14 protein-coding genes are annotated in these 13307 nt (G+C 69.0%); 10 read left to right on the plus strand and 4 right to left on the minus strand.

Annotation, left to right across the window (positions count from 1 at the left end; genetic code table 11):
* The first annotated feature begins 47 nt into the window (after positions 1-47).
* Positions 48-1277 carry a D-arabinono-1,4-lactone oxidase gene (locus tag ACWF0M_RS32215; RefSeq protein ID WP_452239508.1) on the plus strand — a complete coding sequence of 410 codons (1230 nt, stop codon included), beginning with the start codon at positions 48-50 and terminating at the stop codon, positions 1275-1277.
* Here the strand turns inward: ACWF0M_RS32215 and ACWF0M_RS32220 are convergent.
* Both ACWF0M_RS32220 and ACWF0M_RS32225 read right to left on the minus strand, forming a co-directional pair.
* Positions 1267-1959: a cache domain-containing protein gene (locus ACWF0M_RS32220; protein ID WP_452239509.1), complete on the minus strand. Its 693-nt coding sequence runs from the start codon at positions 1957-1959 to the stop codon at positions 1267-1269. The two genes, ACWF0M_RS32215 and ACWF0M_RS32220, sit on opposite strands and share 11 nt — an antisense overlap.
* Positions 1956-2702 (minus strand): FadR/GntR family transcriptional regulator, encoded by a 747-nt coding sequence (locus ACWF0M_RS32225; protein ID WP_452239510.1) that lies wholly within the window; start codon positions 2700-2702, stop codon positions 1956-1958. Before ACWF0M_RS32225 ends, ACWF0M_RS32220 begins: the two co-directional genes overlap by 4 nt.
* A gap of 117 nt (positions 2703-2819) precedes the next feature.
* Here ACWF0M_RS32225 and ACWF0M_RS32230 point away from each other — a divergent pair, with 117 nt between their 5' ends.
* Genes ACWF0M_RS32230 through gabT form a run of 6 tightly spaced genes read left to right on the plus strand, consistent with a single transcriptional unit; the run spans position 2820 to position 9527 of the window.
* A complete protein-coding gene (locus ACWF0M_RS32230; RefSeq protein WP_452239511.1) occupies positions 2820-4256 on the plus strand; it encodes a gamma-aminobutyraldehyde dehydrogenase in 1437 nt (478 codons plus the stop codon).
* Positions 4253-5323 carry an ABC transporter ATP-binding protein gene (locus ACWF0M_RS32235; RefSeq protein ID WP_452239512.1) on the plus strand — a complete coding sequence of 357 codons (1071 nt, stop codon included), beginning with the start codon at positions 4253-4255 and terminating at the stop codon, positions 5321-5323. Before ACWF0M_RS32230 ends, ACWF0M_RS32235 begins: the two co-directional genes overlap by 4 nt.
* A gap of 31 nt (positions 5324-5354) precedes the next feature.
* A complete protein-coding gene (locus ACWF0M_RS32240; protein WP_452239513.1) occupies positions 5355-6563 on the plus strand; it encodes an ABC transporter substrate-binding protein in 1209 nt (402 codons plus the stop codon).
* 2 nt (positions 6564-6565) lie between these two features.
* The gene (locus tag ACWF0M_RS32245; RefSeq protein ID WP_452239514.1) at positions 6566-7408 is read left to right on the plus strand and encodes an ABC transporter permease; all 843 of its coding nucleotides are present in this window, start codon (positions 6566-6568) and stop codon (positions 7406-7408) included.
* Complete coding sequence (locus tag ACWF0M_RS32250) at positions 7408-8217, plus strand: ABC transporter permease (RefSeq protein WP_452239515.1); 810 nt, start codon at positions 7408-7410, stop codon at positions 8215-8217. Before ACWF0M_RS32245 ends, ACWF0M_RS32250 begins: the two co-directional genes overlap by 1 nt.
* Complete coding sequence (gene gabT / locus ACWF0M_RS32255; RefSeq protein ID WP_452239516.1) at positions 8214-9527, plus strand: 4-aminobutyrate--2-oxoglutarate transaminase; 1314 nt, start codon at positions 8214-8216, stop codon at positions 9525-9527. The genes ACWF0M_RS32250 and gabT overlap by 4 nt, the downstream gene beginning before the upstream one ends.
* Here the strand turns inward: gabT and ACWF0M_RS32260 are convergent.
* Together ACWF0M_RS32260 and ACWF0M_RS32265 are read right to left on the minus strand one after the other, a co-directional pair.
* Positions 9518-10012 carry a MarR family winged helix-turn-helix transcriptional regulator gene (locus ACWF0M_RS32260; RefSeq protein ID WP_452239517.1) on the minus strand — a complete coding sequence of 165 codons (495 nt, stop codon included), beginning with the start codon at positions 10010-10012 and terminating at the stop codon, positions 9518-9520. The two genes, gabT and ACWF0M_RS32260, sit on opposite strands and share 10 nt — an antisense overlap.
* Entirely contained in the window at positions 10009-11298 is a 1290-nt protein-coding gene (locus tag ACWF0M_RS32265; RefSeq protein ID WP_452239591.1) for a nicotinate phosphoribosyltransferase, read from the minus strand. The genes ACWF0M_RS32260 and ACWF0M_RS32265 overlap by 4 nt, the downstream gene beginning before the upstream one ends.
* A 94-nt stretch (positions 11299-11392) precedes the next feature.
* Between ACWF0M_RS32265 and clpS the strand changes: the two genes are divergently transcribed.
* The 3 genes from clpS (at position 11393) to ACWF0M_RS32280 (ending at position 13275) form a co-directional block, all read left to right on the plus strand.
* Positions 11393-11680, plus strand: coding sequence for an ATP-dependent Clp protease adapter ClpS (gene clpS, locus ACWF0M_RS32270; RefSeq protein ID WP_452239518.1), 288 nt, complete (start codon positions 11393-11395; stop codon positions 11678-11680).
* Positions 11677-12228 carry a DUF2017 domain-containing protein gene (locus ACWF0M_RS32275; protein ID WP_452239519.1) on the plus strand — a complete coding sequence of 184 codons (552 nt, stop codon included), beginning with the start codon at positions 11677-11679 and terminating at the stop codon, positions 12226-12228. Before clpS ends, ACWF0M_RS32275 begins: the two co-directional genes overlap by 4 nt.
* 69 nt (positions 12229-12297) lie before the next feature.
* Positions 12298-13275 (plus strand): aldo/keto reductase, encoded by a 978-nt coding sequence (locus ACWF0M_RS32280; RefSeq protein WP_452239520.1) that lies wholly within the window; start codon positions 12298-12300, stop codon positions 13273-13275.
* The last annotated feature ends 32 nt before the right edge of the window (positions 13276-13307 follow it).

Genomic DNA, 13307 nt, shown 5'->3' on the forward strand with positions numbered 1-13307 from the left:
CCGCGCCGGAGTTCGGTGCGGGACGGCGTCGGCGGAGAGGGTTCGGAATGACCACCAACTGGGCGGGGAACGTCAAATTCGCGAGCGAGCTCCAGCGACCGCGGACGATCGCGGAACTGCAGGAGCTGGTCGCGGCCGCCGGCAAGGTGCGGGTGCTCGGGACCGGGCACTCGTTCAACCGGATCGCCGACAGCACCGGCGCGCTGGTCAGCGTGCAGGACCTCCCGAAGGTCGTCGAGGTCGGCGAGCGCGGGGTGACGGTCTCGGCCGGGCTGCGGTACGGCGAGATCACGGCGGCGCTCCAGGCGCAGGGGCTCGCGCTGCACAACCTCGGGTCGCTTCCGCACATCTCGGTCGCCGGCGCGTGCTCGACGGGTACGCACGGCTCCGGCGACATCAACGGTCCACTGGCGGATGCGGTCAACGCGATCACCTTCGTGAACGCCGACGGTGAACTCGTCACGCTGACCCGGGACGACGAGGACTTCGCCGGGTCGGTCATCTCGCTCGGTGCGCTCGGGGTGACCGTGAGCCTGACGCTCGACGTACAACCGACGTACCAGATCAGCCAGGTGGTGTACGACGGGTTGCCGGTGGAGCGGCTCGGGTCGGACTTCGCCGCGGTGATGGGGAGCGCGTACAGCGTGAGCGCGTTCACCGACTGGGTGGACCCGGACGTGATGGTGTGGCGCAAGCGACGGGAGCTGACCGCGCCCGATCCGACATGGCTGGGCGCGAGGCTCGCCGACGGGGCGCGGCACCCGATCAAGGTGATGCCGGCCGACTACGCGACCCAGCAGGGCGGGGTCGAAGGGCCGTGGAACGAGCGGCTGCCGCACTTCCGGCTCGAGTTCACGCCGAGCAATGGGGACGAGCTGCAGTCGGAGTACTTCGTACCGCGCGAGCGGGCCGCCGAGGCGTTCGACGTACTGCGGGCCTTGGGCAACCAGTTCGCGCCGGTGATCCAGGTGTCGGAGGTCCGGACGATCGCCGCCGACGAGCTGTGGCTGAGCCCGAGCCAGGGCCGCGACACGGTCGCCCTGCACTTCACCTGGATCCAGGACGAGACGGTCGTCCGCCCGGTCGTCGCAGCGCTGGAGGACGCACTCGCGCCGCTCGACGCGCGGCCGCACTGGGGCAAGGTCTTCGAGGCCGACGCCGCCACCCTGGCCGAGCGCTACCCGAAGGTGAAGGACTTCATCGCCCTCGCGGCGAAGTACGACCCGGCGGGCAAGTTCCGCAACGAGTACCTGGACAAGTACCTGCCTAGAGACTGAGCTCCACCACGGACAGCGGCAGATCCTCGATCCGGTACGCCGGGAGCTCCGCGCGCAGCAGTGTCCCGCTGACATGGCGGGCGCTGTTGCTCAGCACGACCCGACCCTGATCGTTGACGATCGCGAGCTTGCGCTGCGTCGCCCGCAGGCACGGCAGGATCGCCTTCTCGAACGTGAACACCCGGACGTCCGCCCCCGCCACGCCGACGAACCGGTCGCGGACCACGACCGGGACGGTGAAGGTCAGGGTGTAGTCGTCGGTGCAGAGGTAGTCGACGTACGGACCGGTGACGTGCCTGCGCGCGGTCCGCTGCGGTACGTCGAACCACGGCAGTGACTGGTAGTCGAAGAAGTTCTCTCCGCGCGGGTCGGTGTCGACGAGCAGCCGCTCGGCCGAACCGTTCCGGAGCATGAACCACTCGAGCCACCACCGGGAGTCGGCCAGCGCGTCGGTCGCGGCCACGAATCCCGCGCCCTGAATCCGGCCGGCCGGATCCTCGAGCACCGGCCGGACGAGCTCGACGACGCCGTCCAGGTCGGCGCGCCGGACGGTCGGCCGCAGCGTGAACACGTCCTCGGTCTGCGCGCCGATCCGGTCGGCGAGCGCGAACGCCTCGCCGACGACGGACTCGACGACCTCGACCACGGTTTCCAGTCCCGCGTCGAGCGTCAATGAAGTCATGTGTCCTCCAACGCCAGTCTGAGGTCGATGAGGCGTGCCGTCGAGTCCGCCACCCGCTCCTCGGCGGCGGTCCGTGCCGCGTCGCCGTCGGTCCGCCCGATCGCCGCGACGACGTCCCGGCAGCTGCGTACGGTACGCCGGTGGCTCTCGTCGTCCCCGAACGCGAGCCAGAGCAGCGTGCCCACCTCGGCCTGCAGGCTCACCTCGGCCCGGTACAGCCGCGTCGACTGTGCGGTCGCGGCGACCTCGATGTGGAACTGCGCGTCGGCGCGCCGGCGGCCGCCCAGCCCCTCGGCGTTCTCCAGGCTGTCGCACACCGCGGTCAGTCGCTGGACGTCGTCCGGCGTGGCGCGTTCGGCGGCGAGTCTGGCCGCCGTACCCGCGATGGCGGTGTAGTGGTCGCCGAGGTCTCGCAGCTGGGCGAGGCTCAGCTCCTGCAGGCGGTCGTGGACGATCGCGGACGACATCTCGTCCTGCGCGCGGACGAAGCTGCCGCCGCCGCGGCCGCGGCGGGTGTCGATCAGCCCGCGCAGCCGCAGCGACGACAGGGCCTCGCGGATCGTGGTGGTGGAGACGCCGAAGATGCCGGCCAGGTCCGCCTCGCCGGGCAGCTGCTCCGAATCCGGGAGCAGGCCGAGTGCGATCGCGTCGGTGAGCCGGCGGGCCACGAGTTCCGAGCGGCTCAGCGGTTCCAGCGGTGCGAACACCGCCGCCGCGCCACTGCCGTAGAACCGCAGCGCCATCCTGCCCCCACTCTTCCGCTCCCGGGCAACAACTCCGGCACATTGTTGCCGATCCCTTGAACTTTAACATCTGATTTCATATGTTTACCGCCAACCAGCATCCCCGGGGAGTACCTGATGCGAACAGTGCGGAACCTGATCAGCGGTACGCCGCGGGACGCGCTGAGCGGCGCGACCAGCGAGCTCGTCGACCCGGCCACCGGCAAGGTCTTCGGTACGGCGCCGTTGTCCGGCGAGCCGGATGTGGATCTGGCGTACCGGGCCGCGGTGGCCGCCGTACCGGCCTGGAGCGGGATCACGCCGGCGGAAAGGCAGCGGATGTTGCTGCGCTTCGCGGACCTGGTCGAGGCCCGGGGCGACGAACTGGTCGCGGCCGAGTCGCAGAACACCGGCAAACCGCTCGAGCTCACGCGCACCGAGGAGCTCGCGGTGATGGTCGACCAGTTGCGGTTCTTCGCCGGCGCCGCCCGGATGCTCGAGGGCAAGTCGGCCGGTGAGTACCTGGCCGGGCACACGTCCTGGGTCCGTCGCGAACCGATCGGCGTCGTCGGTCAGGTCTCGCCGTGGAACTACCCGATGATGATGGCGGTCTGGAAGATCGGCCCGGCGCTGGCGGCCGGCAACACGCTGGTCCTCAAGCCGGCCGAGACCACGCCCGTGACGACGGTGATGCTCGCCGAGATCGCGGCCGAGGTACTGCCGGTCGGGGTGTTCAACGTCGTCTGCGGTGATCGCGCGACCGGTCAGGAGGTCGTCGCGCACCCGGCACCCGGCCTCGTGAGCATCACCGGTTCGACCCGCGCCGGCTCGGAGGTTGCTTCTACTGCCGCGCTCGACCTCAAGCGCACGCACCTGGAGCTTGGCGGGAAGGCGCCTGCTGTCGTCTTCGCCGATGCCGATCTGTCGGCTGCTGTCGAGGCCATCGGCGTTGGTGGGTACTTCAACGCCGGCCAGGACTGTACGGCGGCCTGCCGGGTCCTCGTCGACGCGTCGGTGCACGACGAGTTCGTCCGCATGCTTGTTAGCTGGGCCAATGAAAACGCCCGCCCAGGACTGCCCGATGACGAAGGTGCGTTGTTCGGGCCGCTCAACAGCAGCCTGCAACTCGACCGCGTGCGGGGCTTCCTGGCGCGGATGCCCGCGCACGCGGAGATCGTGCTCGGCGGACAGCGACCCGGCGGAGCGCTTGCCGACGGCTACTTCCTGGAGGCCACGATCGTCACCGGACTGCAGCAGGACGACGAGATGATCCAGGACGAGGTGTTCGGACCTGTCATCACCGTGCAGCCCTTCACCGACGAGGCCGATGCGGTCCGGCTGGCGAACGGTGTCCGGTACGGCCTCGCGTCGAGCGTCTTCACCACGGATCACTCACGGGCGCTGCGGATGTCGAAAGCCCTTGATTTCGGGTGTGTCTGGATCAACACGCACATCCCGCTGGTCGCGGAGATGCCGCACGGTGGGTTCAAGCATTCCGGCCACGGCAAGGACCTCTCGATGTACGGCGTCGAGGACTACACCCGGGTCAAGCACGTGATGTCGGCGATCGGATGAGCACGGTGGCGACCGAACAGGTGCAGATCGAGGCCGGGGCGACGGCGGTCGGTCTGCGCGGACTGCGCAAGTCGTTCGGTGACGTGACCGCCGTCGACGGGATCGACCTGGACCTGACCGAGGGCGAGTTCTTCTCGATGCTCGGTCCGTCCGGCTCCGGCAAGACCACGGTGCTGCGGATGATCGCGGGGTTCGAGGTGCCCACCGAAGGGCGGGTGCTGCTCGGCGGGGTCGACGTCACGGACCGCCCGCCGGCGGCGCGGGACGTGAACACGGTCTTCCAGGACTACGCCCTGTTCCCGCACATGACGGTGCTGCAGAACGTCGAGTACGGGCTACGAGTGAAGGGGGTCGACCGGCGGAGTCGCCGTACCAGAGCTCTCGAGGCACTCTCGACGGTTCGGTTGGAGGGGTACGGCGACCGGCGCCCGAGCCAGCTGTCCGGTGGCCAGCGGCAACGGGTCGCGCTGGCCCGGGCGCTGGTGAACCGGCCCAAGGTCCTGCTGCTCGACGAGCCGCTCGGCGCGCTCGATCTCAAGCTCCGGCGCGAGATGCAGATCGAGTTGAAGGCCCTGCAGCGCGATGTCGGCATCACCTTCGTGTTCGTCACGCACGACCAGGAGGAAGCGCTGACGATGAGCGACCGGATCGCCGTGTTCAACGGCGGCCGGATCGAGCAGTTGGCCGCACCGGCCGAGTTGTACGAGCACCCGGCGAGCGCGTTCGTCGCAGGGTTCGTCGGCACCTCTAACTTGCTCGACGGCGCGGTCGCGGAGGCCGTCCTCGGGACCGCCGGGCTGTTCACCGTCCGGCCGGAGAAGATCCGGCTGCAGTTGCGCGACGCTCCGGCCGAGCCGGGGCTGTGTACGGCGACCGGAGTGGTTCGCGAAGTGGTGTACCTGGGATCGGCCACGCAGTCGGTGGTCGACCTGGACGCCGGCGGATCGCTCATCGTCCTGCAGCAGAACCTGCACGGCTCGGTGCAGGACAAGCTCGACCTCCGCGGCGCCCAGGTCCGCCTCACCTGGCACCGCGATCACACCGTCGCGATCGGCGGCCCGCACTAGCACCTTCCGCCCCGTACTCAAGGAGCTTTGGATGAAGAGACTGACTGTGGCGGCGAGCGCGGCACTGCTCGCGCTGCTTGCGGCGTGTGGAACGTCCGCCGGCGACTCGGGTGGTTCCGGTGCTTCCGCGGGCGCGGCCGGCGGATTCACCGCGCCGGACCTGAAGAAGCTCGAAACACTCGGCCCCGGCGAGGGCAAGCTCAGCGTGCTCGCCTGGCCCGGGTACGCCGAGGACGGGTCGAACGACCCGAAGGTCGACTGGGTCACGCCGTTCGAGAAGCAGACCGGCTGCCAGGTGACGGTGAAGACGTTCGGCACCTCGGACGAGGCCCTCAGTCTGATGAAGACCGGCCAGTACGACGTGGTGTCGGCCTCCGGCGACGCCTCGCTGCGGCTGATCGCGGGCGGCCAGGTGGAACCGGTGAACACCGACCTGATCCCGAACTACGCCGACATCTATCCGTTCTTGAAGAACCGCCCGTGGAACTCGGTGAAGGGCCAGATGTACGGCGTCCCGCACGGGTACGGCGCGAACCTGCTGATGTGGCGTACCGACAAGGTGACCACCGCCCCGACCTCGTGGAGCGCGGTGTTCGACCCGAACTCGCCGTACAAGGGCAAGATCACGGCGTACGACTCGCCGATCTACATCGCCGACGCCGCGATGTACCTGATGGCGTCCAAGCCGGACCTCGGGATCAAGAACCCGTACGCCCTGGACGACAAGCAGTTCGCCGCCGCCGTGGACCTGCTGAAGACGCAGAAGACGCTGGTCTCGGAGTACTGGTCGGACTACCTCAAGGAGGTGCAGGCGTTCACCAGTGGCAACTCGGTGCTCGGCACCACCTGGCAGGTGATCGCGAACGTGGCGACCGGCGAGAAGGTCCCGGTGCAGGTCACCGTGCCGACCGAAGGCGTCACCGGCTGGTCGGACACCTGGATGGTCAGCACGACGTCGAAGAACAAGAACTGCGCGTACCTGTGGATGAACCACATCATCAGCCCGGAAGCCAACGCCGCGGTCGCCGAGTACTTCGGTGAGTCGCCGGCCAACGCGAAGGCCTGTACCAAGACCGCCGACAAGAACCACTGCACGACGTTCCATGCGGGCGACGAGGCGTACTCCGAGAAGATCTGGTACTGGACCACGCCGATCGAACAGTGCCTGGACGGCCGCACCGACGTGAAATGTGTGGACTACACCCGCTGGACCCAAGCCTGGACGCAGATCAAGGGGTGACCATGCTGCATCGTCACCCCAGGGCCCGGTTGGCGTTGTTGCTCGGGCCGCCGATGCTGTGGCTCGGGGTCGCGTACCTGGGGGCGCTGGCGGCGCTGTTCGTCACCGCGCTCTGGACGCAGAACGGGTTCACCGGGCTGATCGAGCGGCAGTGGACGCTGGACAGTTTCAAGACCCTGTTCACCGTCGACGTGTACCGGACCATCGCACTGCGGACGATCGGGGTCGCCGTACTGGTGACTCTGATCGACGCCGTGGTCGCGTTGCCGATCGCGCTCTACATGTCGAAGGTGGCCGGGCCGGGGCTGCGCCGGTTCCTGCTGGTGGCGGTGCTGATGCCGTTGTGGGCCAGCTATCTGGTCAAGGCATACGCGTGGCGCGGGATGTTCTCCGAGGGCGGGCTGGTGTCGTCGGCGTTCGAGGCGGTCGGCCTGCGGTCGCCGGGGTACGGGCTGACGGCAACCGTGGTCACGCTGGCCTATCTCTGGCTGCCGTACATGATCCTGCCGATCTTCGCCGGCCTCGACCGACTGCCGGACTCGTTGCTGGAGGCATCGGCCGATCTCGGCGGCGGGACGCTGCAGACCCTGCGGCTGATCGTGCTCCCGACGGTGGTGCCGGCGATGGTGGCGGGCTCGATCTTCACGTTCAGCCTGACGCTGGGTGACTACATCGCGGTCCGGATCGTCGGTGGCACCAATCAGCTGCTCGGCAACGTCGTGTACGACAACGTGGGCGCCGCCAACAACCTGCCGTTCGCGGCGGCGGTCGCCACGGTGCCGGTCGTGGTGATGCTGGTGTACCTGGCCGCAGTACGCCGTACCGGAGCGATGGAGAGCCTGTGATGACGATCTCCCGACCGGCCCGGATCGTGCTGCGGGTCCTGACCGTGCTGATTCTCGCGCTGATCTACGTGCCGCTCCTGCTCGTGGTGGTGAACTCGTTCAACGTCAACAAGACGTTCGCCTGGCCGCCGCGCGACTTCACCCTGGACTGGTGGCGCCGGGCCGCGGAAAGTCAAGGTGCACTGGATGCGCTGTGGGTCAGCGTGCGCGTCGGACTGGCGGCGACGGCGATCGCGCTGGTGCTCGGGACGATGATCGCGTTCGCGTTGCAGCGGTTCAAGTTCTACGGCCGGGACGCGGTCTCGTTGCTCGTGATCCTGCCGATCGCGCTGCCGGGCATCGTCACCGGGATCGCGCTGAACAACGCGTTCCGGACGATCTTCGGCTGGCAGCTCGGGTTCGTGACGATCGTGATCGCGCATGCCACGTTCTGCATCGTGACCGTGTTCAACAACGTGATCGCGCGCTTGCGCCGTACCGGGATCGCTTTGGAACAGGCGTCCGCGGATCTGGGGGCGTCCGGTTTCACCACGTTCCGGCTGGTGACGTTCCCGATGATCCGGTCGGCGTTGCTGGCCGGCGCGCTGCTGGCGTTCGCGCTGTCCTTCGACGAGATCATCGTGACCACGTTCACCGCCGGCGCGGACGTCCAGACCCTGCCGATCTGGATCTTCAACAACCTCTTCCGGCCGAACCAGGCGCCCGTCGTCAACGTGGTCGCGGCCGTGCTGATCGTCTTCTCGGTCGTCCCGGTCTGGCTGGCCCAACGCCTGTCCGGCGACGCCGAATCCTTGGGAGCGGGACGATGACCGTCACACAGGAACGCAAGCTGGTCACGGCGATTCCCGGACCGCGCTCGGTGGAGCTGCTGGAGCGGGTACGCCGTTCGGTCCCGCGCGGGATCGGGATCACGCTGCCGGTGTTCGTCGAGCGGGCCGCCGGCGGGATCGTGGTGGATGCCGATGGCAACCAGCTGATCGATCTCGGCTCCGGGATCGCGGTCACGAACGTGGGCAACGCGGCACCGGCCGTGGTGGCGGCGGTTCAGGACCAGGTCGCGCGCTTCACCCACACCTGCTTCATGGTGACGCCGTACGAGGGCTATCTGCGGGTGTGCGAGGAGCTCAACCGGATCACGCCGGGCGGGCACGAGAAGCGCTCCGTACTGCTGAACTCCGGCGCCGAGGCGGTCGAGAACGCGGTGAAGATCGCCCGGTCGTACACCCGGCGGAACGCCGTCGTGGTGTTCGACCACGGGTACCACGGTCGGACGAACCTGACGATGGCGATGACGGCGAAGAACCTGCCGTACAAGGACGGGTTCGGCCCGTTCGCGCCCGAGGTCTACCGGGTGCCCACGTCGTACCCGTTCCGCGACGGACTGAGCGGGCCGGAGGCCGCGGCGCGATCGGTCGCGATGATCGAGAAGTACGTCGGCGCGTCGAACGTGGCGTGCGTCGTACTGGAGCCGATCCAGGGCGAGGGCGGCTTCGTCGTACCCGCCGACGGGTTCCTGCCGGCGGTCGCGGCCTGGTGTGCGGAGCGCGGCGTGGTGTTCGTGGCCGACGAGATCCAGACCGGGTTCGGGCGGACCGGCGACCTGTTCGCGTGTCAGCGGGAAGGGGTCGTACCGGACCTGATCACGCTGGCCAAGGGGATCGCGGGCGGTCTCCCGCTGGCGGCCGTCACCGGGCGGGCCGAGATCATGGACGCGCCGCACGTCGGCGGACTCGGCGGGACGTACGGCGGGAACCCGGTCGCCTGCGCCGCCGCCCTGGCCGCGATCGGCATGATCGAGTCCGACGACCTGCCCGCGCGGGCGCGGGAGATCGGCGACATCATGCTGCCCGCGCTACGTGAGCTGGCCGCGCGGCATCCGATCATCGGGGACGTCCGCGGTCGCGGCGCGATGATCGCGATCGAGCTGGTGGCGGACGGCGAGCCCGCTGCGGCCGCGACCGCGGCGATCGCGAAGGCGTGCCATGCGGAGGGGCTGGTCGTGCTGACCGCTGGGACTTACGGGAACGTACTGCGGTTCCTGCCGCCGCTGGTGATGCCGCCCGACTTGTTGCGGGAAGCACTCGGCGTACTCGGGAAGGTGTTCGACAGCTACAGCTGAGTGAGGTCTTCGAGGGTGCCGGTGATGGTCCAGAGGAGGTTGCGGAGGAGGCGGCGGTCCTCGGGGGTGAGCTGGGCGAGGGCGCGCCGGCCGGCGCGGTCGTAGATCTCCTGGACGGTGTGGGCGAGCTCGACGCCGCGGTCGGTCAGCTCGATACCTACCTGCCGGGCGTCGGTGGTGTTTTTCACCCGGCGGACCAGCCCGGCGGCCTCCATCCGCTGCGTGGTCTTGGTTGCCGTCGGCACCTCGACGTCCAGGACCTTCGCGAGCCGGGCCACCGGTAGCGAGCCGTGGTGCAGGAGCTTGGCGAGCACCAGCTCCTGACCTGTGTGCAGTCCGGTCCCCGCGAGCTCCTCCGCGATCGCCTTCCGGGTCGCGCGCTCGGCGAACCGCAGAGCGATCAGGACGTCGGCCTCATCGGCCGGCGCATCCGGCGACCACTCATCATGCCCGGCCGTGTCGGCCGTGTGGCTTGGGGTGGTCACGTGTGGCTCCGGGGCAGGAACGGGTTTCGGTTGGTGTAGTCGCCGATGTAGTCGGTGGGGATGGCGGGTTCGCCGCGGCTGAGCTGGCTGGCGGAGCGGGGGAGTTCGTCGCGGACCTTCTGGTGGTGTGCCTGCGACTCCTCCGGCGTGGTCCGGCCGACGATCTTGCCCGACTCGACGAGCGGCTTCAGGAGGACGCGGTCGTCGCCGTCGTCGACCGGCTGCTCACCGACGCCGATCAGTTCGACCTCCGCGACCCCGGCCGCCGTACGCCGCCGCAACGCCCACTTCCGGCCGCCGATCGAGATCTTGTCCGGGCTCTTCTTCGCCACCGGCACCAGTTCGCCGCTCGCGTCCTCCCGGGCGACCAGCTTGTACACGAACCCGCAGGTCGGGTACCCGGACCCGGTGACCAGCGACGTACCCACGCCGTACCCGTCGACCGGCGCCGGTGCGAGCGCGGCGATCTGGTACTCGTCCAGGTCGCTCGTCACGATGATCCGGGTCTTCGTCGCGCCCAGCGAGTCGAGCTGCTCGCGGACCTGCCCGGCCAGCGACGGCAGGTCGCCCGAGTCCAGCCGGACCGCGCCCAGGTCGGGGCCGGTCAGCTCGATCGCGGACCGCACGGCCTCGGCGACGTCGTAGGTGTCGACGAGCAGCGTCGTACCCTTGCCCAGCGCGTCGACCTGTGACCGGAACGCGTCCTCCTCGCGGTCGTGCAGCAGCGTGAACGCGTGCGCCGCCGTCCCCGTGCTCGGGATGCCGAACCGGCGGGCCGCCTCCAGGTTCGAGGTGGCGCTGAACCCTGAGATGTACGCCGCCAGCGCCGCGCCGACCGCTGCCTCCTCGTGGGTCCGCCGCGAGCCCATCTCGATACAGGGCCGCCCACCGGCCCACCAGGTCATCCGGGATGCCGCCGAGGCGACCGCGGAATCGTGGTTCAGGATCGACAAGAAAACGGTTTCCAGCAGCACCGCCTCCGCGAAGGACGACTCCACCACGAGCACCGGCGAGCCCGGGAAGAAGATCTCGCCGTCGGCGTAGCCGGAGATGTCGCCGGAGAACCGGTACTGCGCGAGCCAGTCCCGGGTAGCCTGGTCGACGACGCCGCGATCGGCCAGGAAGGCGATCGTCTGCTCGTCGAACCGGAACCGCTCGAGCGCGTCCAGCAGGCGGTTGACGCCCGCGACCACGCCGTACCGGCGGCCGTCCGGCAGCCGGCGGGCGAACAGCTCGAACACCGAGCGGCGCTGCGCCGTGCCGTCGGCCAGCGCGGCCTGCAGCATGGTCAGCTCGTAATGGTCGGTCAGAAGCGCGGTCGAGTGCGTCACAAGAGCAGCCTATTGCGAACGGCGAACCGATGATGGAGAGAATGGACAGGTGACCACCGCACCAAGCGAACTCGAGAGCCCCGAGGTCGACGAGGCGATCGAGTTGAGCCCGCCCTGGGTGACCATCGTCTGGAACGATCCGGTCAACCTGATGGACTACGTCACCTTCGTGTTCCAGACCTACTTCGGCTACTCCAAGCAGAAGGCGGAGAAGCTGATGATGCAGGTGCACAAGGAAGGTAAGTCGGCGGTCTCGAACGGCAACCGGGAAGCGATGGAACGCGACGTGGAAGCGATGCACACCTATGGCCTGTGGGCCACCTGCGAGAAGTCGTGACCCGGTTCCGCAGGCGCCGTAAGACCGTCGTCGTCAGCTTCGCCGAGCACGAGGCGGACATCCTCGCGAATCTGCTCCGCAACCTGGTCGAGCTGCTGTACGACGGGCTGCCGCCGCGCGCCACCGAGTCCAGCGACCCGCTCGCGGCGCTGCTGGACTCCGACGGCCCGACGTCGCCGCCCGAGGACGTCGTACTGCAGCGGCTGCTGCCGGACGCGTACAAGCAGGACGACATGGCGTCGGCCGAGTTCCGCCGGTTCACCGAGCGCGGGCTGCGCGAGGGCAAGGTCACCGACGCCAAGCGGGTGCTGTCGGCGCTGGAGGAGTCCGGCGCCGACGAGATCGCGCTCGAGCCGGACGAGCAGCTCTCCTGGCTGCGTGCGCTGAACGACCTCCGCCTCGCCATCGGCACCCGCCTCGAGATCAAGGACGAGGACGACTACTCGACCTGGGAGAAACTCCCCGACGACGACCCGCGGCGCCTCACCTACGACCTCTACGACTGGCTCGGCTACCTCCAGTCCGCCCTCCTCCACAACATGCGCTGAGGTCGGGAAACAAATGGTCATCACACGCACATTTCTTTCCCCACCGCCGGGCTGACTAGGGTGCTGCTCATGGAGATGCGGCGGCTCGGGCGGACCGGGCGGGATGTGGGTGTGGTCGGGCTCGGGGCGTGGCAGTTGGGCGCGGACTGGGGAGAGGTGGACGAGGGCGACGCGCTGGCGGTGCTCGAGGCCGCGATCGACGGTGGCGTGACGTTTATCGATACCGCGGATGTGTACGGCGATGGGCGTAGTGAGCGGCTTGTTGGGCAGGTGCTCAAGGCGGCTGACGGGCTGACCGTGGCGACGAAGATGGGTCGCCGCGTCGAGCAGGTGCCGGAGAACTACTCGCTCGCGAACTTCCGCGCGTGGAACGACCGCTCCCGGCAGAACCTCGGCGTCGACACGATCGATCTGGTGCAGCTGCACTGCCCGCCGACGCCCGTCTACTCGAGCGACGAGGTGTTCGACGCGCTCGACTCGATGGTCGACGAGGGCCGGATTGCGGCGTACGGCGTCAGTGTCGAGACCTGTGTCGAGGCGCTGACCGCGATCGCGCGGCCGAACGTCGCGTCGGTGCAGATCATCCTGAACGCGTTCCGCCTCAAGCCGCTCGACGAGGTCCTGCCCGCGGCGCAGGCGGCCGGCGTCGGCATCATCGCCCGCGTCCCGCTCGCCAGCGGTCTGCTCTCCGGCAAGTACGACGAACACACCACGTTCGGCGACGACGACCACCGCACGTACAACCGGCACGGCGAGGCCTTCGACGTCGGCGAGACCTTCTCCGGGGTCGACTTCGGCACCGGCCTGGAGGCCGTCCGCCGCCTGATTCCCTGGCTCCCGACCGGCGCCACGATGGCCCAGTTCGCCCTCCGCTGGATCCTCGACCAGCCCGGCGTGTCGGTCGTCATCCCCGGCGCCCGCAATCCCGCTCAGGTAGCCGGAAACATCTCCGCCGCCACCCTCACCCCACTCACTTCCGACCAGTTGACCGCCGTCCAGCAGACGTACGACGACCTCATCCGTCCCCAGCTCCACGACCGCTGGTAACGCACTGTCCGCATTCTGGAACGACTCCGTGG

The sequence above is a fragment of the Kribbella sp. NPDC055110 genome (genome assembly GCF_053607525.1).

What these genes read in the sequence shown, in the direction of transcription:
- ACWF0M_RS32215 (WP_452239508.1), top strand. Translation starts at nt 48, where the DNA reads ATGACCACCAACTGGGCGGGGAACGTCAAATTCGCGAGCGAGCTCCAG.
- ACWF0M_RS32220 (WP_452239509.1), bottom strand. Translation starts at nt 1,959, where the DNA reads ATGACTTCATTGACGCTCGACGCGGGACTGGAAACCGTGGTCGAGGTC.
- ACWF0M_RS32225 (WP_452239510.1), bottom strand. Translation starts at nt 2,702, where the DNA reads ATGGCGCTGCGGTTCTACGGCAGTGGCGCGGCGGCGGTGTTCGCACCG.
- ACWF0M_RS32230 (WP_452239511.1), top strand. Translation starts at nt 2,820, where the DNA reads ATGCGAACAGTGCGGAACCTGATCAGCGGTACGCCGCGGGACGCGCTG.
- ACWF0M_RS32235 (WP_452239512.1), top strand. Translation starts at nt 4,253, where the DNA reads ATGAGCACGGTGGCGACCGAACAGGTGCAGATCGAGGCCGGGGCGACG.
- ACWF0M_RS32240 (WP_452239513.1), top strand. Translation starts at nt 5,355, where the DNA reads ATGAAGAGACTGACTGTGGCGGCGAGCGCGGCACTGCTCGCGCTGCTT.
- ACWF0M_RS32245 (WP_452239514.1), top strand. Translation starts at nt 6,566, where the DNA reads ATGCTGCATCGTCACCCCAGGGCCCGGTTGGCGTTGTTGCTCGGGCCG.
- ACWF0M_RS32250 (WP_452239515.1), top strand. Translation starts at nt 7,408, where the DNA reads ATGACGATCTCCCGACCGGCCCGGATCGTGCTGCGGGTCCTGACCGTG.
- gabT (WP_452239516.1), top strand. Translation starts at nt 8,214, where the DNA reads ATGACCGTCACACAGGAACGCAAGCTGGTCACGGCGATTCCCGGACCG.
- ACWF0M_RS32265 (WP_452239591.1), bottom strand. Translation starts at nt 11,298, where the DNA reads ATGCTGCAGGCCGCGCTGGCCGACGGCACGGCGCAGCGCCGCTCGGTG.
- ACWF0M_RS32280 (WP_452239520.1), top strand. Translation starts at nt 12,298, where the DNA reads ATGGAGATGCGGCGGCTCGGGCGGACCGGGCGGGATGTGGGTGTGGTC.